The organism is Pseudomonas sp. FP1762 (genome assembly GCF_030687105.1).
In the GTDB taxonomy this organism is placed as follows: domain Bacteria; phylum Pseudomonadota; class Gammaproteobacteria; order Pseudomonadales; family Pseudomonadaceae; genus Aquipseudomonas; species Aquipseudomonas siliginis.
In genome coordinates this window covers 4,432,630-4,451,111 of record NZ_CP117458.1, presented here as the reverse complement: position 1 = coordinate 4,451,111, position 18,482 = coordinate 4,432,630, and the positions used below count along the sequence as shown (strand labels likewise).

Sequence of the window (18,482 nt, the reverse complement as noted above, 5' to 3'; positions counted from 1 at the left end):
CAGCGGCCCCAGATTTTTGGGGGTGCTTCGCCCCCCAGCGGGGATAAATCCCCTCGCCACAAGTCCCATTCCTGCATCGATCTTTATGTGGGCCCGGTTTTTTCTGTGAATATTGAAGAGAAAGGAGTGACACCATGCTGGTGATGCGCCCCGCGCAAATGGCTGATCTGGGCGAGGTACAGCGTCTGGCTGCGGACAGCCCGATTGGTGTCACTTCCTTGCCGGATGACGTGGAACGTCTGAGCGACAAGATCGCCGCGAGCGAAGCCTCGTTCGCCGCCGAAGTGAGCTTCAACGGTGAAGAGAGTTACTTCTTCGTCCTCGAAGACTCGAGCACCGGCAAACTGGTCGGCTGCTCGGCCATTGTCGCTTCCGCCGGTTATTCGGAGCCGTTCTACAGCTTCCGCAACGAGACTTTCGTCCACGCCTCCCGCGAGCTGAAGATCCACAACAAGATCCACGTGCTCTCGCAGTGCCACGACCTGACCGGCAACAGCCTGCTGACCAGTTTCTATGTGCAGCGCGAACTGGTCGGATCGCCGTGGGCCGAGCTCAATTCCCGTGGCCGTCTGCTGTTCGTCGCCAGCCATCCTGAGCGTTTTGCCGATTCGGTGGTGACCGAGATCGTCGGTTACAGCGACGAGAATGGCGACTCGCCGTTCTGGGATGCGATCGGACGTAATTTCTTCGACCTCAACTACGCCGAGGCCGAGCGCCTGTGCGGGCTGAAAAGCCGCACCTTCCTCGCCGAGCTGATGCCGCATTACCCGATCTATGTGCCGCTGCTGCCGGACTCCGCCCAAGAGGCGATGGGCCAGGTGCACCCGCGTGCGCAGATCACTTTCGACATCCTGATGCGCGAAGGCTTCGAAACCGATCACTACATCGACATCTTCGACGGCGGCCCGACCCTGCATGCACGGGTTTCCGGGATCCGTTCGATCGCCCAGAGCCGCGTGGTGCCGGTGAAGATCGGCGAGCCAGTGAAGGGTGCCGGGCGTCAGTACCTGGTGGCCAACGCGCAGTTGCAGGATTACCGCGCGGTGTTGCTTGAGCTGGATTACGCGCCGGGCAAACCGGTGACGCTGGATATGGAAGCGGCCGAAGCCCTGGGCGTCGGTGAAGGTGCCAGCGTGCGCCTGGTGGCGGTTTAACGCCTTAGCGAGTTTCACGGGTGGCGCGAGCGGCCCGTTTGAGGAGATAGCATGATTGTTCGTCCCGTACGCAGCAGCGATTTATCCGCGCTGATCGACCTGGCCCGCAGCACCGGCACCGGCCTGACCACATTGCCGGCCAACGAAGAGCGCCTGACCCACCGGGTCGGCTGGGCCGAGAAGACCTTTCGCGGCGAAGCCGGGCGTGGCGATGCGGACTATCTGTTCGTGCTCGAAGACGATGACGGCCGCGTGGTGGGGATTTCCGCCATCGCCGGCGCGGTTGGTCTGCGCGAGCCCTGGTACAACTTCCGCGTCGGACTGACGGTCAGCGCTTCGCAAGAGCTGAACATCTACCGCGAAATCCCGACGCTGTTTCTGGCCAACGACCTGACCGGCAATTCCGAGCTGTGCTCGCTGTTCCTGCACGCCGATTATCGCAACGGCTTGAACGGCCGGATGCTATCCAAGGCGCGCATGCTGTTCATCGCTGAGTTCCCGGCGCTGTTCGGTAACAAGATCATCGCCGAAATGCGTGGCGTGTCCGATGACGCCGGGCGCTCGCCGTTCTGGGAAAGCCTCGGCCGGCACTTCTTCAAGATGGAATTCAGCCAGGCCGATTACCTGACCGGCGTCGGCAACAAGGCGTTCATCGCCGAACTGATGCCGAAATTCCCGCTGTACACCTGCTTCCTTTCGCCGGACGCGCGCAACGTCATCGGCCAGGTGCACCCGGACACCGAGCCGGCACTGGCCATGCTCAAGAGCGAAGGCTTCAGCTATCAGGGTTACGTCGACATCTTCGACGCCGGGCCGGCCATCGAATGCGAAACCAGCAAGATCCGCGCGGTGCGTGACAGCGAAGCGCTGGTGCTGGCCGTCGGCACGCCGGGCGATGACGCCACGCCGTTCATCATCCACAACCGCAAGCGCGAGGATTGCCGCATCACGGCTGCCCCAGCGCGCTTGGCTGCGGGCACCCTGGTGGTCGATCCGCAGACCGCGAAACGTCTTCAACTCAGCGCCGGCGATCAGGTTCGCGCCGTGGCGCTGTCCGCTGCACGGGAGTCGAAATAATGAATTCGCTATACATCGCAGGTGAGTGGTTGGCCGGTCAGGGCGAGGCCTTTCAATCTTTGAACCCGGTGACCCAGCAAGTGCTGTGGGCGGGCGAGGGCGCCACTGTCGCGCAGGTCGAATCGGCGGTGCAGGCCGCTCGTCAGGCCTTTCCCGGCTGGGCGCGCCGTACGCTCGAAGAGCGCATCAGCGTCCTCGAAGCTTTCGCCGCGTCGTTGAAAAACCACGCTGACGAACTGGCTCGCACCATCGGCGAAGAAACCGGCAAACCGCTATGGGAAGCTGCGACCGAAGTCACCAGTATGGTCAACAAGATCGCGATTTCGGTGCAGAGCTACCGCGAGCGCACCGGGGAAAAGAGCGGCCCATTGGGCGACGCCACCGCCGTGTTGCGCCACAAGCCGCACGGCGTGGTCGCGGTCTTCGGCCCTTACAACTTCCCCGGTCACCTGCCTAACGGTCATATCGTCCCGGCGCTGCTGGCCGGTAACAGCGTGCTGTTCAAGCCCAGCGAACTGACACCGAAAGTCGCCGAGCTGACGGTCAAGTGCTGGATCGAAGCCGGCCTGCCGGCAGGCGTGTTGAACCTGCTGCAAGGCGCGCGGGAAACCGGTATCGCTCTGGCGGCGAACCCGGGCATCGACGGTCTGTTCTTCACCGGTTCGAGCCGCACCGGCAATCACCTGCACCAGCAATTCGCCGGGCGTCCGGACAAGATTCTTGCGCTGGAGATGGGCGGTAACAACCCGCTGGTGGTCGATCAGGTCGCTGATCTGGACGCGGCGGTGTACACCATCATTCAGTCGGCATTCATTTCCGCCGGCCAGCGCTGCACCTGCGCCCGGCGTCTGCTGGTGCCGCAAGGCGCGTGGGGCGACAGCCTGCTCAAGCGTCTGGTTGAAGTCAGTTCGACCATTGAAGTCGGTGCCTTCGATCAGCAACCGGCGCCGTTCATGGGCTCGGTGATTTCCCTCGGCGCGGCAAAAGCGCTGATGGATGCGCAAGAGCAATTGCTGGCCAACGGCGCGGTGGCGCTGCTGGAAATGACTCAGCCACAGGCGCAGTCGGCCTTGCTGACTCCGGGCATTGTCGATGTGACGGCCGTGGCTGAGCGTCCGGACGAAGAACTGTTCGGGCCGCTGCTGCAAGTGATCCGCTATACCGATTTCGGCGCGGCGATCACTGAAGCCAACAACACTGCTTATGGACTGGCCGCCGGTTTGCTCTCCGATTCCGAAGCGCGTTACCAGCAGTTCTGGCTGGAAAGCCGCGCCGGCATCGTCAACTGGAACAAACAGCTGACCGGTGCCGCGAGCAGCGCGCCATTCGGCGGTGTCGGCGCCTCGGGCAACCACCGCGCCAGCGCCTATTACGCAGCGGACTACTGCGCATACCCGGTGGCGTCGCTGGAAACCCCGAGCCTGGTGTTGCCATCGGCTCTGACGCCTGGCGTGAAAATGGCGTAGCGCCCATTCGCGAGCAGGCTCGCTCCCACAGGTTCAGTGGTGTTCACACATTTTGTGTCCAACCTAAATCCTGTGGGAGCGAGCCTGCTCGCGAAGGCCGCGCCTCGGTCGCAAAGAATAGTTACTGAAGCCTATAACAACAGATTCTCGTGGAGCCTCGCTGATGAAATCCTATGAAGTCAATTTTGACGGTCTAGTGGGGCCGACCCATAACTACGGTGGTCTGTCCTACGGCAACGTCGCCTCGCAGAGCAACAGTCAGCAATCCTCGAACCCGAAGGAAGCGGCGCTGCAAGGTCTGGCAAAAATGAAAGCGCTGATGGACATGGGCTTTCAGCAAGGCGTGCTGGCTCCGCAGGAACGTCCCGACGTGGCGGCGCTGCGCCGTCTGGGCTTCAGCGGCACTGACGCGCAGGTGATCGAGCGCGCCGCCAAGGAAGCGATGCCGCTGCTGGTCGCCAGTTGCTCGGCGTCGAGCATGTGGGTGGCCAACGCCGCCACGGTCAGCCCGAGTGCCGACACCGCTGACGGCCGCGTGCACTTCACCGCCGCCAACCTCAATTGCAAATATCACCGCAGCATCGAACACCCGACCACCAGCCGCGTGCTCGGCGCGATGTTCGCCAATCAACAGCACTTCGCCCATCACGCCGCTTTGCCGGCAGTGGCGCAGTTTGGCGACGAAGGCGCGGCCAACCACACGCGTTTCTGCCGTGAGTACGGCGAGGCGGGCGTCGAGTTCTTCGTGTTCGGCCGCAGTGCGTTCGACAACCGCTTCCCGGCGCCGCAGAAATACCCAGCACGCCAGACCCTCGAAGCCTCGCAAGCCGTGGCGCGTCTGCACGGTCTGCGTGACGAAGGCGTGGTCTACGCGCAGCAGAACCCCAACGTCATCGATCAGGGTGTGTTCCACAACGACGTGATCGCCGTGGGCAACGGTGAAGTGCTGTTCTATCACGAGGACGCGTTCCTTGAGACCGACAAGATGCTCGCCGAACTGCAAGCCAAACTGGCCAAGGTCGGCGGTAACTTCCAGTCCGTTTGCGTGCTGCGTTCGGCAGTCACCGTGGATGACGCGGTGCGTTCCTACCTGTTCAACAGCCAGTTGCTGTCGCGTGCCGATGGTTCGATGCTGCTGATCGTGCCGCAGGAATGCCAGGCCAACGAACGCGTCTGGGCTTATCTGCAAAGCCTGACCAGCTCCGGCGGAATGATCCGCGAAGTTAAAGTCTTCGATCTCAAGCAAAGCATGCAGAACGGCGGTGGCCCAGCGTGCCTGCGTCTGCGCGTGGCGCTGAATGAAACCGAACTGGCGGCGGTCAACCCAGGCGTTATCATGACGGCCCCGTTGTACGGTTCGTTGACCGCATGGGTTGAAAAGCACTACCGCGACCGCCTGAGCGAAACCGATCTGGCGGACCCGCAGTTGCTGCTTGAATGCCGGACGGCACTGGATGAACTGACGCAAATCCTTAAACTGGGCGCGGTTTATCCCTTCCAGATCAATTGATCGCCAGCGCGCTGCCTGAACGTGGCGCGCGGCGTGTCACCCCAAGAGAGTAAAAACATGAGCGATTCCCTGCAGCTGATCCTTGAAGACACCGACGGCACGCAATTGCAAACCTCGTGCACCCGCGTTGCGGTCATGTGGCAAGGCAAAGAGCTGTGGATCCAGCAGGACGGCCGTGGCCAGCTGCTGATCGGCGTGGACGTCGAGGAAGGTGACGAAGAGTACGCCAACCTGCTGCTGCGCCCATTGGCGACTAATCTGGTAAGTCTGCAACTGGAAATGGAACCGGCTGACCTCGGCGCTGACGAGGATCACGTACACGGCCCGGATTGCAACCACGACCACTAAGGAAACCGCTCTATGCTCGCCCTCGGCAAACTGCTTGAACTGACCCTCGCCGGCCGCGAACCGGCGGAGAAGACTCAACTGACTGTCGAAGGCGTGCGCATGCGCTGGTTGAGCGAAGGGGCGCTGGAAGTCCGGCCCCCGGAAGCGCGCGACAATGGCCTGGACCTGCTGCTGTCGGCAGGCATCCATGGCAATGAAACGGCACCGATCGAGTTGCTCGATCGGCTGCTGCACGACATCGCACGCGGCGATCTCAAGCCGCGCGCACGCATTCTGTTCCTGTTCGGCAACCCGGAAGCGATTCGCAAGGGCGAGCGTTTCGTCGAGCAGGACGTCAATCGACTGTTCAACGGTCGCCACGAACAAAGCAGCGGCTCGGAAGCGTTGCGCGCCTGTGAGCTGGAACGGCTGGCGGCGAGTTTCTTCAGCAAGCCCGAGCGCCAGCGTCTGCACTACGACCTGCACACGGCGATTCGTGGGTCGAAGATCGAACAGTTCGCCTTGTACCCGTGGAAGGAAGGGCGCCAGCATTCCCGTCGCGAACTGGCGCGCCTGCGCGCCGCCGGCATGGAAGCAGTGCTGTTGCAGAACAAGCCATCCATCGTCTTCAGTTCGTACACCTACGACAAACTCGACGCCGAAGCTTTCACTCTGGAACTGGGCAAGGCGCGGCCGTTCGGGCAGAACGATGGCGTCAACGTCTCACTGCTGGAAACCCGTCTGAAGCAGATCATCGAAGGCACTGAGCCGGATACAGAAGAAGGGCTGGACGGTTTGCAGCTGTTCAGCGTGGCGCGGGAAATCATCAAGCACAGCGATGCGTTCCGCCTGAATCTGCCGGCGGATATCGAGAACTTTTCCGAGCTGGAGCCGGGTTATGTGTTGGCCGAGGATCTGGCCAATACCCGCTGGGTGATCGAAGAGCAGGGCGCGCGGATCATCTTCCCCAACCCCAAGGTCAAGAACGGCCTGCGCGCCGGCATTCTGATCGTCCCGACCACCGACGAAAACCTCGCCTGACGTTCCGATTAACGCGAAGCACTGTGGGAGCGAGCCTGCTCGCGAATGCTGACTGTCTGCCAACTTCTTTGGTGGCTGACACGGCGCCTTCGCGAGCAGGCTCGCTCCCACATTTGAATTCGGGTGGGGCTTAAGTCCCCACCCGGCCTGGTGCAGTCAGACCGCTACAGCGCGCGGCTCCGTGCGACGCAACGCGCGAATCTTCTGCAACGTATCCGCGCAAGTCCGCGCCGCTTCCTGACCCTTGTGCACAAAGTGCTCGAAGAAGAACTTCTGATGCTCTTCGCCCGAATGGAAGTGATGCGGGGTCAGCGACACCGAGAACACCGGCACTTCGGTTTCCAGCTGCACCTGCATAAGGCCGCTGACCACCGATTGCGCGACGAACTCGTGGCGATAAATGCCGCCGTCCACCACCAAAGCGGCGGCGACGATGCCGGCGTAACGGCCAGATTTGGCCAGCAGCTTTGCGTGCAGCGGCATTTCAAAGGCGCCGCCGACTTCAAAAAAATCGATGTCCGCTTCCTGATAACCCTGCACCAGCATTTCAGCGACGAAGCCTTTGCGGCTCTGGTCGACGATTTCCTTGTGCCAGCAGGCCTGGATGAACGCGACGCGCTCGCCTTGTGGGTGTTTGCTTTTGCTGTCGATAGCGGTGGGTTGCATGTTCTGACTCCTGTTTGTGTGAAAAACAGGGCGTTATGAATCGAAAGGGATGCAAGGGTGCGAACGCAGGCACGGATGCACGCGGACGGCCCTTTGGCGTCGATCCCGTTCTCTCTTCATCCGGACTATGACCGTCGGCCCCGGAATCACACCGGGTCTGCTGACCTTGCCGACGCACCCGACTCAAGTCGTGTGCAGCGCCAAGCGCTCGCGGGCTATGCGCATTGCGCGCAATTACCGCCGGTGGGGAATTGCACCCCGCCCTGAGAACGTTTCGCCGCCCATAGGCGGGCGGCGGCAAGTTTGTAACACATATTTCCCGGCCATGCACATGACACTGCGGGAGCGAGCCCGCTCGCGAAAGCGGCTTCACATTCAACGAATATGCTGACTGTTACTCCGCTCTCGCGAGCAGGCTCGCTCCCACATGGGCTTTGTCTGCTCGAGGAAGAATGGGGTTTTTCCGCGTTCAAGGGTTGATTAATCTGCGCGATGACCGCAGTAATCCCACTTCACAAAGGGATTTCCCCATCTGACCAGAGGCCAGGTTCATGAGCGTTATCGATCTTCGCAGCGACACCGTCACCCAACCGACTCCCGCCATGCTCGACGCGATGACCGCAGCGGACACCGGCGACGATGTGTACGGCGAAGATCCGACGGTCAATCGCCTCGAGGCTGAACTGGCCAAACGCCTGGGTTTTGCCGCCGCGCTATTCGTGCCGACCGGGACCATGAGCAACCTGCTCGGCCTGATGGCGCACTGCGAGCGTGGCGACGAATACATCGTCGGTCAGCAGGCGCACACCTATAAGTACGAAGGTGGCGGGGCGGCGGTGCTCGGTTCGATTCAGCCGCAGCCGCTGGAGGTGCAGGCCGACGGTTCACTGGATCTGGATCAGGTTGCGGCCGCGATCAAACCGGACGATTTCCACTTCGCCCGCACGCGTTTGCTGGCGCTGGAAAACACCATGCAGGGTAAAGTGCTGCCGCTGGAATATCTGGCGCGCGCGCGACGCTTTACTCAGGAACACGGCCTGCAATTGCACCTGGACGGGGCGCGTTTGTACAACGCGGCGGTCAAGCTTGGCGTCGATGCCCGGGAGATCACCCAGCATTTCGATTCGGTGTCGGTGTGCCTGTCCAAAGGCCTCGGCGCACCGGTCGGTTCGGTGCTGTGCGGTTCCGAGCAACTGATCGGCAAAGCGCGGCGTTTGCGCAAAATGGTCGGTGGCGGCATGCGTCAGGCCGGGTTGCTCGCGGCGGCTGGCTTGTACGCGCTGGATCATCACGTCGAACGGCTGGCGGATGACCATGCCAACGCGCAGTTGCTCGCCGAGGGTCTGCGTGAGGCCGGTTTCGTCGTCGAACCCGTGCAAACCAACATGGTTTATGTGCAAATGGGCGACAAGGCCGCAGCACTCAAGGACTTTGCCGGCGAACGCGGGATCAGGCTCAGCGCCGCTGCGCGCTTGCGCATGGTCACGCACATGGACGTCAGCCGCGCGCAAATCGAGCAAGTGATCGCGACATTCGTCGAGTTTTCACGCAAGTGACAGCGTCAGCCGTCCAATTGACCGTTTCTATCGTATAAACACGCTGTACCCCGCGCGCAGGGCCGATATAATGCGGCCCTTTGCCGTCGCTTCGTCTCATGACGTTTCGAACAGGCCTTTGGCCGCAGCCTCCGTGGAAGAACCTAATGAAAAGCGCAGAAATCCGTGAAGCCTTCCTTCGCTTCTTCGAAGAGCAAGGCCACACCCGTGTAGCCTCCAGCTCTTTGATTCCGGGCAACGACCCAACCCTGCTGTTCACCAACGCGGGGATGAACCAGTTCAAGGACTGCTTCCTGGGCCAGGAAAAACGTGCGTACACCCGTGCCACCAGCAGCCAGAAATGCGTGCGCGCCGGCGGCAAGAACAGTGACCTGGAAAACGTCGGTTATACCGCGCGTCACCACACGTTCTTCGAAATGCTCGGCAACTTCAGCTTCGGCGACTACTTCAAGCACGACGCGATCACCTTCGCCTGGACCTTCCTCACTGGCGTGCTCAAGCTGCCGAAGGAAAAGCTCTGGGTCACCGTCTACGCTACCGACGACGAAGCGTATGACATCTGGACACAGAAAATCGGTGTGCCGGCCGAGCGCATGATCCGCATCGGCGACAACAAGGGTGCGCCGTACGCTTCCGATAACTTCTGGACCATGGGCGATACCGGCCCGTGCGGCCCGTGCACCGAGATTTTCTACGATCACGGCGAGCACATCTGGGGCGGCCCGCCGGGCTCGCCGGAAGAAGATGGCGATCGCTACATCGAAATCTGGAACAACGTGTTCATGCAGTTCAACCGCACCGCCGACGGTGTGTTGCATCCGTTGCCAGCGCCGTCGGTGGACACCGGCATGGGCCTGGAGCGGATCAGTGCGGTGATGCAGCACGTCAACTCCAACTACGACATCGACCTGTTCAAGAACCTGCTCAAGGCTTCGGCTGAAGCGATCGGCTGCGAAAACGGCGATCAGTCGTCGCTCAAAGTCGTTTCCGACCACATCCGTTCCTGCGGTTTCCTGATCGCCGACGGCGTGCTGCCGTCCAACGAAGGTCGCGGTTACGTGCTGCGCCGGATCATCCGTCGCGCCTGCCGTCACGGCAACAAGCTCGGCGCCACCGGCAGCTTTTTCTACAAGATCGTCGCGGCGCTGGTCGCCGAAATGGGCGAAGCCTTCCCGGAACTGAAGAAGCAGCAAAGCAACATCGAGCGCGTCCTCAAGGCTGAAGAAGAGCAGTTCTCCAAGACACTGGAGCACGGCCTGAAAATCCTCGAGCAGGATCTGGCCGAACTCAAAGGCACCGTGGTGCCGGGCGACGTGGTGTTCAAACTCTACGACACCTACGGCTTCCCGATGGACCTGACCGCCGACATCGCCCGCGAACGCGGCTTGACCGTTGACGAAGCCGGCTTCGAGCGCGAGATGGAAGCGCAGCGTGTTCGCGCGCGTTCGGCCAGCTCTTTCGGTCTGGATTACAACACCCTGGTCAAGGTTGACGTGGCCACCGAGTTCACCGGCTATGCCGCCACTCGCGGCTCGGCGAAAATCGTTGCCATCTATAAGGATGGCCAGTCGGTCGACGTGCTGAGCGAAGGTCAGGAAGGCGTGATCGTGCTCAACCAGACGCCGTTCTACGCCGAATCCGGTGGCCAGATCGGCGACTGCGGTTTCATTCAGGCCGGCGACAGCCGGTTTGACGTGCGCGATACCACCAAGACCGGCGGCGCATTCCTGCACCACGGTGTGCTGGCCTCGGGCAGTCTGACCATCGGCGCACCGGTGGAAACTCACGTCGACGCCGAAGTACGTCACGCCACCGCGCTGAACCACTCGGCTACTCACTTGCTGCACGCCGCGCTGCGTCAGGTGCTGGGCGAGCATGTGCAGCAGAAAGGTTCGTTGGTCGACAGTCAGCGCCTGCGTTTCGACTTCAGCCACTTCGAAGCAATCAAGCCAGAGCAGATCAAGCAGCTGGAAGACATCGTCAACGCCGAGATTCGCAAGAACTCCGCCGTTGAAACCGAAGAAACCGACATCGAAACCGCTAAGAACAAAGGCGCCATGGCGCTGTTCGGCGAGAAGTATGGCGACAGCGTGCGCGTGCTGAGCATGGGCGACTTCTCGGTCGAACTGTGCGGCGGTATCCACGCCAACCGTACCGGCGACATCGGCCTGCTGAAAATCATCAGCGAAGGCGGTGTGGCATCGGGCGTGCGTCGTATCGAGGCAGTCACCGGTGCTGCGGCGCTGGCCTACTTGAACGCGGCAGAAGAACAACTCAAGGAAGCGGCCAGCCTGGTCAAGGGCAGCCGCGACAACCTGATCGACAAGCTCTCGGCGGTACTGGAGCGCAACCGTCTGCTGGAGAAACAACTCGAGCAGTTGCAGGCCAAGGCAGCCAGCGCGGCGGGCGACGATCTGTCGGCCTCGGCGGTGGACGTAAAGGATGTGAAGGTGCTGGCTGCCCGTCTGGACGGTCAGGATGGCAAGGCGCTGCTGGCGCTGGTCGATCAGCTGAAAAACAAACTCGGCCGCGCAGTGATCCTGCTCGGCGGTGTCCATGAGGAAAAGGTCGTACTGGTTGCAGGCGTAACCAAGGACCTGACTGGCCAACTCAAAGCCGGTGATTTGATGAAACAGGCTGCTGCGGCAGTGGGCGGGAAGGGCGGTGGTCGTCCGGACATGGCGCAGGGCGGTGGTGTCGATGCCGCTGCGCTGGATGGCGCACTGGCGCTGACCGTTCCATTCGTCGAGCAGGCTTTATAAGACGGCTCGCCAGGCCCGCAGTCTAGTGGCGGGCCTGGCGACTGTTCGAAAGATTATTGGGCGCCCTTCATGGGCAGAGGCGGCTTTGAAATGGCTTTGATCGTACAGAAATTTGGAGGCACCTCGGTCGGCACTGTCGAGAGAATCGAGCAGGTCGCCGACAAGGTTAAGAAATTCCGCGATGCCGGCGATGACCTGGTGGTTGTGCTGTCTGCAATGAGCGGCGAAACCAACCGTCTGATCGATCTGGCCAAGCAAATCAGTGGCGAGGCGCAACCGGTTCCGCGCGAGCTGGACGTGATCGTCTCCACCGGTGAGCAGGTGACGATTGCCCTGTTGGCCATGGCGCTGATCAAGCGCGGTGTGCCGGCGGTGTCGTACACCGGTAATCAGGTGCGGATCCTGACCGACAGTGCGCACAATAAAGCGCGTATCTTGCAGATTGATGACCAGAAGATTCGCGGTGATCTAAAGGCTGGTCGCGTGGTGGTTGTCGCCGGTTTCCAGGGTGTCGACGAGCACGGCAACATCACCACCCTCGGTCGCGGCGGTTCCGATACCACCGGCGTGGCACTGGCTGCGGCCTTGAAAGCGGATGAATGCCAGATCTACACCGACGTCGACGGTGTCTACACCACCGACCCGCGTGTGGTGCCGGTCGCTCAGCGTCTGGACAAGATCACCTTCGAAGAGATGCTGGAAATGGCCAGCCTCGGTTCCAAGGTCCTGCAGATCCGTGCGGTGGAATTCGCCGGCAAGTACAACGTTCCGCTGCGCGTACTGCACAGCTTCAAGGAGGGTCCGGGCACCCTCATTACTATTGATGAAGAGGAAACCATGGAACAGCCGATCATTTCCGGCATCGCTTTCAACCGCGATGAAGCCAAGCTGACCATCCGTGGCGTGCCAGACACCCCGGGCGTGGCGTTCAAGATTCTCGGCCCGATCAGTGCCGCGAACATCGAAGTCGACATGATCGTGCAGAACGTCGCGCACGATAACACCACCGACTTCACCTTCACCGTGCACCGCAACGACTACCAGGCTGCACAGACCGTGCTGGAAAACACCGCTCGCGAGATCGGTGCCCGTGAAGTGGTTGGCGACACCAAGATCGCCAAGGTCTCGATCGTCGGCGTCGGCATGCGTTCTCACGCAGGCGTGGCCAGCCGCATGTTCGAATCCCTGGCAAAAGAAAGCATCAACATCCAGATGATCTCGACTTCGGAAATCAAGGTTTCCGTAGTGATCGAAGAGAAGTACCTGGAACTGGCCGTGCGCGCGCTGCACACGGCTTTCGAACTGGATGCTCCGGCCCGTCAGGGCGAGTAATCCGATTCTGTGAAGGGCGCGGTCTGACCGCGCCCTTTATTTTTGAATGGCGCGAGCCCCGGAACTGTTCTTTTGCTCGCGCTGGTCAATACTCAGGCATGTAGGGCTACGATCGCTGCGGTTGTAGGTCGGGTGCCTTTTTTTTGCAGACTGTTGTCCCTGAAATGAATGGCGTAAGGAGAAAGGTATGCTGATTCTGACTCGTCGGTGCGCGGAAAGCCTGATTATCGGTGACGGCGAAATCACCGTGACCGTGCTCGGCGTCAAAGGAAACCAGGTGCGTATCGGCGTCAACGCTCCGAAAGAGGTTGCGGTGCACCGTGAGGAAATTTACCTGCGTATAAAGAAAGAGAAGGACGAAGAACCAAGCCATTAATTTTTATCGATTTTTATGTTTGCAAACGGGGAAGAAGCTGGTTAATATACGCCCCGTGTTGCGGAGAGCTGGCCGAGTGGCCGAAGGCGCTCCCCTGCTAAGGGAGTACACCTCAAAAGGGTGTCGGGGGTTCGAATCCCCCGTTCTCCGCCATTATTTGCTTAGTACGTCGTAATCTGGCTTCTTCTGTAAGTTGTTGAAATTACTAGAAAAAGTGTTTGACATAGAGATTAGACGGCCTATAATGCGCGGCAACAAATGCACTCGTAGCTCAGCTGGATAGAGTACTCGGCTACGAACCGAGCGGTCACAGGTTCGAATCCTGTCGAGTGCACCATTTAAGAGTTATTTGCTGTAAGGTGAGTAACTCGGCTTCAGCCAGTTGTGGTCTGGTCTAAAAACACAAAATGCACTCGTAGCTCAGCTGGATAGAGTACTCGGCTACGAACCGAGCGGTCACAGGTTCGAATCCTGTCGAGTGCACCATATACCAAGAAGCCCGCGTTTAACGCGGGCTTTTTGCTGTCCGGGATTTGGCTTTTCCCTTCACGCAGCCTCTTTCATCAAAATCAATTTGAGCACTGCGGCCTCGCTTGAGGTCGTAACGATAGCTCGTGGTCGATGTGCGGGTGTTGATCTTGTCGGGCTTGCCCAGTGCGCTTTCGACGTCCCGCTGACTCATGCCGGCAATCACTCGACGGTTGATGATCGCTTCGCGCCGCTGTCTGTTGTCGATCAGGTTTCCACATTTATGTTCAGTGCCGCCGACGATGCCCGGTTCGCGTCCGCTGTCTTTCATGCCGGTCACAGCTTCGTGATTGAACTCCGGCATGATTGCGACCCAGCCGGGTGAATACGGGTGGACCTCCTGAGTTGAGAGTTGCTCGCCAGTTGCGCAGCTCATCGACGTAAACGTGACGCTGCCGTCAGCAGCCTGGCAGCGATGAAGTGTGGTGGCGTTGGCAGGCGTGATGTGGAGCAGGGCGGTCAGTAGAAAAAGCGCTGGTTTTGCTGGCATTCGATGTCCTCCATGACGATCTAAGCTCAAGGGTAGTCGCTGCTTTTTGCATTGCCGGTGTGTTTTCTTTTCAAGATGAGTCGTCGCATTTGCACGGGTCAGGCAGGCGCTCAGGTTTGTTTCGCAAGCGCTTGTTTCAGCCGTGATTTTTTCAACGTTTTAAACCGTCAGGCGTGTATCATTGCGCCCGTCAGCCCCGCCGGGGCTTATGGAAAACCTCCATGGACTTACCCAGTAGTTGTTCAGTAAACCGTTTCACCAATCATGAATTGACTGATTGATCCTTCCGGCGTGCCCCGCTGCTGGGAGTGGAGTTCGCCTATGTCCGAAATCGAAGTAAAAAAAACACAGGAAAGCCTGCAGGACCGCCTGGCTCAGGTCGTCGAGTTGCTGCAGCGCCAGCGTGTCGTTGAAGACCTGACTCATCGCCAGGAAGGTCCGCACCACGACCGCGTGGAAAACCTGGTTCACCGGCAAAACCTCGTCGAGCTGCAACGCAAGCTCGATGATCTGCACTCCGCCGACGTCGCCTACATTCTCGAAGCCTTGCCGCTGGACGATCGCCTGACGCTCTGGCAACTGGTCAAGGCCGACCGCGACGGCGACATTCTTCTCGAAGTATCCGATTCCGTCCGTGAAACGCTGATCGCCGACATGGACGATCACGAGCTCCTGGCTGCCGCCAAGGACATGGACGCCGACGAACTCGCTGACCTGGCCTCCGAGCTGCCGCGAGACGTTGTCCATGAGCTGATGGAGAGTCTGGATAACCAGCAGCGCGAACGCGTGCGCTCGGCGCTGTCCTATGACGAGGATCAGGTCGGTGCGCTGATGGACTTCGAGATGGTGACGATCCGTGAGGACGTCAGCCTTGAAGTGGTTCTGCGCTATCTGCGTCGCCTCAAAGAGCTGCCCGGTCATACCGATAAATTGTTCGTGGTCGATTACGACGGCGTGCTCAAGGGCGTGCTGCCTATCAAACGTCTGCTGGTCAACGATCCGGAGAAGCAGGTCGCGGAAGTGATGGCCAGCGATCCGGTGAGCTTCCACCCGGACGAAGATGCCTACGACGCTGCTCAGGCGTTCGAGCGTTACGACTTGATCTCGGCGCCGGTGGTCGACAAGAACGGCAAGCTGATCGGCCGTCTGACCATCGATGAAATGGTCGACCTGATCCGTGAGGAAAGCGAAAGCGAAGTCCTCAACATGGCCGGTCTGCGCGAAGAGGAAGATATCTTCGCCTCGGTGTGGAAATCCCTGCGTAACCGTTGGGCGTGGCTGGCGGTGAACCTGATCACTGCATTTGTGGCATCGCGGGTGATCGGTCTGTTCGAAGGTTCGATCGAGAAATTGGTGGCACTGGCGGCGCTCATGCCGATCGTGGCGGGTATCGGTGGCAACTCCGGTAACCAGACCATCACCATGATCGTGCGCGCCATGGCGCTGGATCAGGTCAGCACCGGCAACACTTCGCGCTTGATGCGCAAAGAGCTGGCGGTCGGTTTGATCAATGGTCTGGTCTGGGGCGGGGTGATCGGTGTGGTCGCGTACATGCTCTACGGCAGTTGGTCACTCGGCGTGGTAATGACGGCGGCGATGACACTCAACCTGTTGCTGGCGGCGTTGATGGGGGTGTTGATTCCGATGACGCTGGCGAAGATGGGCCGCGATCCGGCGATGGGTGCCAGTGTGATGATCACCGCAATGACCGACAGCGGTGGCTTCTTCATCTTCCTCGGGTTGGCGACAATCTTCCTGCTCTGACCTTGTGCAATGAAAAGCCCGTCAAATCGACGGGCTTTTTTGTGCCTGCCAAACAAATACGGGCGCAAGTACAAGTAACGGTGGCGAGGGGATTTATCCCCGCTGGACTGCGCAGCAGTCCCATTGTTTTTGGGGCTGCCATGCAGCCCAGCGGGGATAAATCCCCTCGCCACACTCCATTGCCAAGCGGCCATCTGTCATATCGCGGGCAAAAAAAAGCCAGCAATCATGCTGGCTTCAATATGTTCGGTATAACTCAGGACGCGTCTGCGGCCATTTCAGCGTCGTGGGCGATCAGCGACACCAGGGCGTTCTGCTGACGGTGCGACAGCTGACGGAAGCGCTGCAACAGCTCGCGCTCGTGCAGCGACAGCTCCGGGCTGTCCAGGCGCATGCTCAGCTCTTCGCCCAGTGCGCCTTCCTGAATAAGACTCTGCTCAAGGCGCGCAATGATTTCGGAGTTCATGCTGCGATGATGATTGCGAGCCACCTCGGCAATGCGTTCACGCATTCCGTCTGGCAGACGTACGACAAACTTGTCAGCCGTACGGCTGGAATAAATTGCCTGTTTCAATGGGCGCATATATTTAACCGGTTAGTTCAGGGGAGCGGTTCTCGGGATTGGCCGCAGGATGTGTGGTAGGACAAGCATCCGGACCAATTGGTTCAACCTGAATTGTTAAGAGGCCGGCATCATGCCTCAAAATTGCCAGATCATTGGCGTCAATTCTGTGACAAATATTGAGCCGGGTAAAGGCGTAATGCCAGCACCAGTTGTCAGAAATGCGGACTGGTTGGAAAACTTTCCATCCTTCCGTATCGCTGCCCGCTTTCGCATGCACATCTGTTGATGTCCGAAGACCTTAGAACGTGCATGCTATGCGGCTCGCTATTCTTGATCCCTATGTGTACAGGATAGTGGCAATTTGCCGATTTACTAGAGGCAGGACCCGTCGGAGGGCGTTTTCGGGATGGATGGCAAGCTTTTTTACCTGATGGGGCCGTCCGGTTCGGGCAAGGACAGCCTGATCGAAGCAGCGCGTGAGCCACTGCGTGAGTTGAACTGTGAAGTGATGCGCCGGGTGATTACCCGATCGGCGGAGTCAGTCGGCGAAGATGCAATCGGCGTGACGCCTGAAGAGTTCGACCGGCGACAGCACGCTGGCGCTTTTTCCTTGGCTTGGCAAGCCAACGGCCTCTCATACGGCATTCCAACGGAAATGGATGAATGGTTGCAAGCGGGCCGGCACGTACTGGTTAACGGGTCGAGAGCGAACCTGCGTCAAGCAATGGAGAAATATCCAACGCTGGTGCCGGTTCTGCTGACAGTCAACGATGAGGTCCTGCGCAAGCGCTTGCTCAGCCGTGGTCGGGAAACCCCTGAGCAAATTGACGCCAGACTCGCGCGTAACGCACTGTTCAAAGACCGAAGATCCAGCGACAGCCCCGTTAATCAGATCGACAATTCGGTTGATCTTGCTGAAGCTGTCTCTGCATTGATTGAGCTGATCCGGCTCAACGCAGAACCGGATCGAACTTGATCTTGCGCCCTGCAATCAGCGCCAGCACAAACAGCACCGCAAACACGCCACAGCCAACCAGAGGCAAGGTGACTTCCGTCTCCTCGAACAGCGCCAGGTGGGTAACGCCACTCAGTAAAGCGAGGATGAGAAATCCTGTCGCCGATTTGGACATGTTGTACTCCTGAAGATATTTCAAAAAACCAGACGTTCGGTGATTGGCGCCGAGGCTTGCTCAGGCTCGCTGACCATTTGTGTAGAAGCGTCGCTGCGCTCACTCAACACTGCCCACTGCGGTGCTTTCTGCACTTGCAGGTAATGCGGCATGCGCTGCGCCACTCGCTGCTCAACGTCAGCCTTGGGAAAAAAATGTGATCCGAGCAAGAAAGCCAATGCCGCTGCGTTTGCAAGCAAGAGGGTGCTGTTCATGGCACGACGCTCCAAATTGTTCTTTTTGATAGAACAGTCATAGCAGTCGCCGTGCCAACAGTGTAACGGCTGATAAGTCCTTTAAAAACAAGGGTTTGTTAAGGTTTTTCGGGCGGCGCTGATTGCAATCTGCAATGACCGCATTTCCGCGCAGTGCAATTTGCCCGGTAAAAGTTCCCGCAATCTTCCAGGGCGCTTGCCTACACTTAAAAAGCCCTACGGACGACATGACAAAACAGGGGCCGGCCGTTAACATGCACGCCGTCTGTCGCGCCGCGTACAGCCCGCTTCAATCAGTGTCTCAGTAGCTCAATTGGATAGAGCATCCCCCTCCTAAGGGGAAGGTTGCAGGTTCGAACCCCGCCTGGGACACCACTTCTTGAAAACGGAAAGCCCCGTCGCATTTATCCATTGCGACGGGGCTTTTTGGTTTGGTCGACGAACAGGCGTTTTGCACTGTTACAAACTCCGGGGTTCCACCTCT

At 59.6% G+C, this 18,482-nt stretch carries 17 protein-coding genes, 4 tRNA genes and 1 riboswitch; of the genes, 16 read left to right on the top strand and 5 right to left on the bottom strand.

Annotated elements, in window-relative coordinates:
* Positions 1–134: 134 nt before the first annotated feature.
* The 6 genes from aruF (at position 135) to astE (ending at position 6,575) form a co-directional block, all read left to right on the top strand.
* Positions 135–1,154 carry an arginine/ornithine succinyltransferase subunit alpha gene (gene aruF / locus PSH90_RS19815; RefSeq protein WP_024014015.1) on the top strand — a complete coding sequence of 340 codons (1,020 nt, stop codon included), beginning with the start codon at positions 135–137 and terminating at the stop codon, positions 1,152–1,154.
* A 51-nt stretch (positions 1,155–1,205) separates the two neighbouring features.
* Positions 1,206–2,231, top strand: a complete 1,026-nt coding sequence (gene astA / locus PSH90_RS19810; RefSeq protein WP_305381352.1) for an arginine N-succinyltransferase — start codon at positions 1,206–1,208, stop codon at positions 2,229–2,231.
* Positions 2,228–3,697, top strand: coding sequence for a succinylglutamate-semialdehyde dehydrogenase (gene astD / locus PSH90_RS19805; RefSeq protein ID WP_177434224.1), 1,470 nt, complete (start codon positions 2,228–2,230; stop codon positions 3,695–3,697). Before astA ends, astD begins: the two co-directional genes overlap by 4 nt.
* Before the next feature lie 163 nt (positions 3,698–3,860).
* The gene (gene astB / locus PSH90_RS19800; protein WP_305381351.1) at positions 3,861–5,207 is read left to right on the top strand and encodes an N-succinylarginine dihydrolase; all 1,347 of its coding nucleotides are present in this window, start codon (positions 3,861–3,863) and stop codon (positions 5,205–5,207) included.
* A gap of 57 nt (positions 5,208–5,264) precedes the next feature.
* Positions 5,265–5,555, top strand: a complete 291-nt coding sequence (locus tag PSH90_RS19795; protein WP_016773591.1) for a hypothetical protein — start codon at positions 5,265–5,267, stop codon at positions 5,553–5,555.
* A gap of 12 nt (positions 5,556–5,567) precedes the next feature.
* Positions 5,568–6,575 (top strand): succinylglutamate desuccinylase, encoded by a 1,008-nt coding sequence (gene astE / locus PSH90_RS19790; RefSeq protein ID WP_305381349.1) that lies wholly within the window; start codon positions 5,568–5,570, stop codon positions 6,573–6,575.
* 156 nt (positions 6,576–6,731) lie between these two features.
* Here astE and PSH90_RS19785 read toward each other — a convergent pair whose 3' ends face one another.
* Positions 6,732–7,241 carry a 6,7-dimethyl-8-ribityllumazine synthase gene (locus PSH90_RS19785; RefSeq protein WP_024014011.1) on the bottom strand — a complete coding sequence of 170 codons (510 nt, stop codon included), beginning with the start codon at positions 7,239–7,241 and terminating at the stop codon, positions 6,732–6,734.
* A gap of 103 nt (positions 7,242–7,344) precedes the next feature.
* A riboswitch (FMN riboswitch) is annotated at positions 7,345–7,516 on the bottom strand.
* 276 nt (positions 7,517–7,792) lie between these two features.
* Here PSH90_RS19785 and ltaE point away from each other — a divergent pair.
* The 7 genes from ltaE to PSH90_RS19750 all read left to right on the top strand — a co-directional run bounded on the left by ltaE (position 7,793) and on the right by PSH90_RS19750 (position 13,753).
* On the top strand, positions 7,793–8,797 hold the full coding sequence (gene ltaE, locus PSH90_RS19780; RefSeq protein ID WP_073472127.1) for a low-specificity L-threonine aldolase: 1,005 nt from the start codon (positions 7,793–7,795) through the stop codon (positions 8,795–8,797).
* A 146-nt stretch (positions 8,798–8,943) separates the two neighbouring features.
* Entirely contained in the window at positions 8,944–11,559 is a 2,616-nt protein-coding gene (gene alaS, locus PSH90_RS19775) for an alanine--tRNA ligase (RefSeq protein WP_236168361.1), read from the top strand.
* A 90-nt stretch (positions 11,560–11,649) separates the two neighbouring features.
* Positions 11,650–12,891, top strand: coding sequence for an aspartate kinase (locus tag PSH90_RS19770; RefSeq protein WP_016773595.1), 1,242 nt, complete (start codon positions 11,650–11,652; stop codon positions 12,889–12,891).
* 187 nt (positions 12,892–13,078) lie between these two features.
* A complete protein-coding gene (gene csrA, locus PSH90_RS19765) occupies positions 13,079–13,267 on the top strand; it encodes a carbon storage regulator CsrA (protein WP_002554426.1) in 189 nt (62 codons plus the stop codon).
* 62 nt (positions 13,268–13,329) lie between these two features.
* Positions 13,330–13,420: transfer RNA gene (locus tag PSH90_RS19760), tRNA-Ser, on the top strand.
* A gap of 107 nt (positions 13,421–13,527) precedes the next feature.
* A tRNA-Arg gene (locus PSH90_RS19755) sits at positions 13,528–13,604 on the top strand.
* 72 nt (positions 13,605–13,676) lie between these two features.
* Positions 13,677–13,753, top strand: a tRNA-Arg gene (locus PSH90_RS19750).
* Between the two features lie 19 nt (positions 13,754–13,772).
* Here the strand turns inward: PSH90_RS19750 and PSH90_RS19745 are convergent.
* Positions 13,773–14,285 carry a cell envelope protein SmpA gene (locus tag PSH90_RS19745; protein WP_095181529.1) on the bottom strand — a complete coding sequence of 171 codons (513 nt, stop codon included), beginning with the start codon at positions 14,283–14,285 and terminating at the stop codon, positions 13,773–13,775.
* A 321-nt stretch (positions 14,286–14,606) separates the two neighbouring features.
* Between PSH90_RS19745 and mgtE the strand changes: the two genes are divergently transcribed.
* Positions 14,607–16,049: a magnesium transporter gene (mgtE, locus tag PSH90_RS19740; protein ID WP_016773597.1), complete on the top strand. Its 1,443-nt coding sequence runs from the start codon at positions 14,607–14,609 to the stop codon at positions 16,047–16,049.
* 256 nt (positions 16,050–16,305) lie between these two features.
* Here the strand turns inward: mgtE and PSH90_RS19735 are convergent, their stop codons facing one another.
* Positions 16,306–16,632 (bottom strand): Arc family DNA-binding protein, encoded by a 327-nt coding sequence (locus tag PSH90_RS19735; protein ID WP_003178899.1) that lies wholly within the window; start codon positions 16,630–16,632, stop codon positions 16,306–16,308.
* 388 nt (positions 16,633–17,020) lie between these two features.
* Here PSH90_RS19735 and phnN point away from each other — a divergent pair, with 388 nt between their 5' ends.
* Positions 17,021–17,590: a phosphonate metabolism protein/1,5-bisphosphokinase (PRPP-forming) PhnN gene (phnN, locus tag PSH90_RS19730; RefSeq protein ID WP_305381348.1), complete on the top strand. Its 570-nt coding sequence runs from the start codon at positions 17,021–17,023 to the stop codon at positions 17,588–17,590.
* On the opposite strand, the gene PSH90_RS19725 is transcribed toward phnN, so the two are convergent.
* Both PSH90_RS19725 and PSH90_RS19720 read right to left on the bottom strand, forming a co-directional pair.
* Positions 17,565–17,744: a PA3371 family protein gene (locus tag PSH90_RS19725; protein WP_016773599.1), complete on the bottom strand. Its 180-nt coding sequence runs from the start codon at positions 17,742–17,744 to the stop codon at positions 17,565–17,567. The genes phnN and PSH90_RS19725 overlap by 26 nt on opposite strands.
* A gap of 20 nt (positions 17,745–17,764) precedes the next feature.
* Complete coding sequence (locus PSH90_RS19720) at positions 17,765–17,998, bottom strand: hypothetical protein (RefSeq protein WP_305381347.1); 234 nt, start codon at positions 17,996–17,998, stop codon at positions 17,765–17,767.
* Positions 17,999–18,296: 298 nt separating this feature from the next.
* On the opposite strand from PSH90_RS19720, the gene PSH90_RS19715 reads away from it, so the two are divergent.
* Positions 18,297–18,373: transfer RNA gene (locus tag PSH90_RS19715), tRNA-Arg, on the top strand.
* The last annotated feature ends 109 nt before the right edge of the window (positions 18,374–18,482 follow it).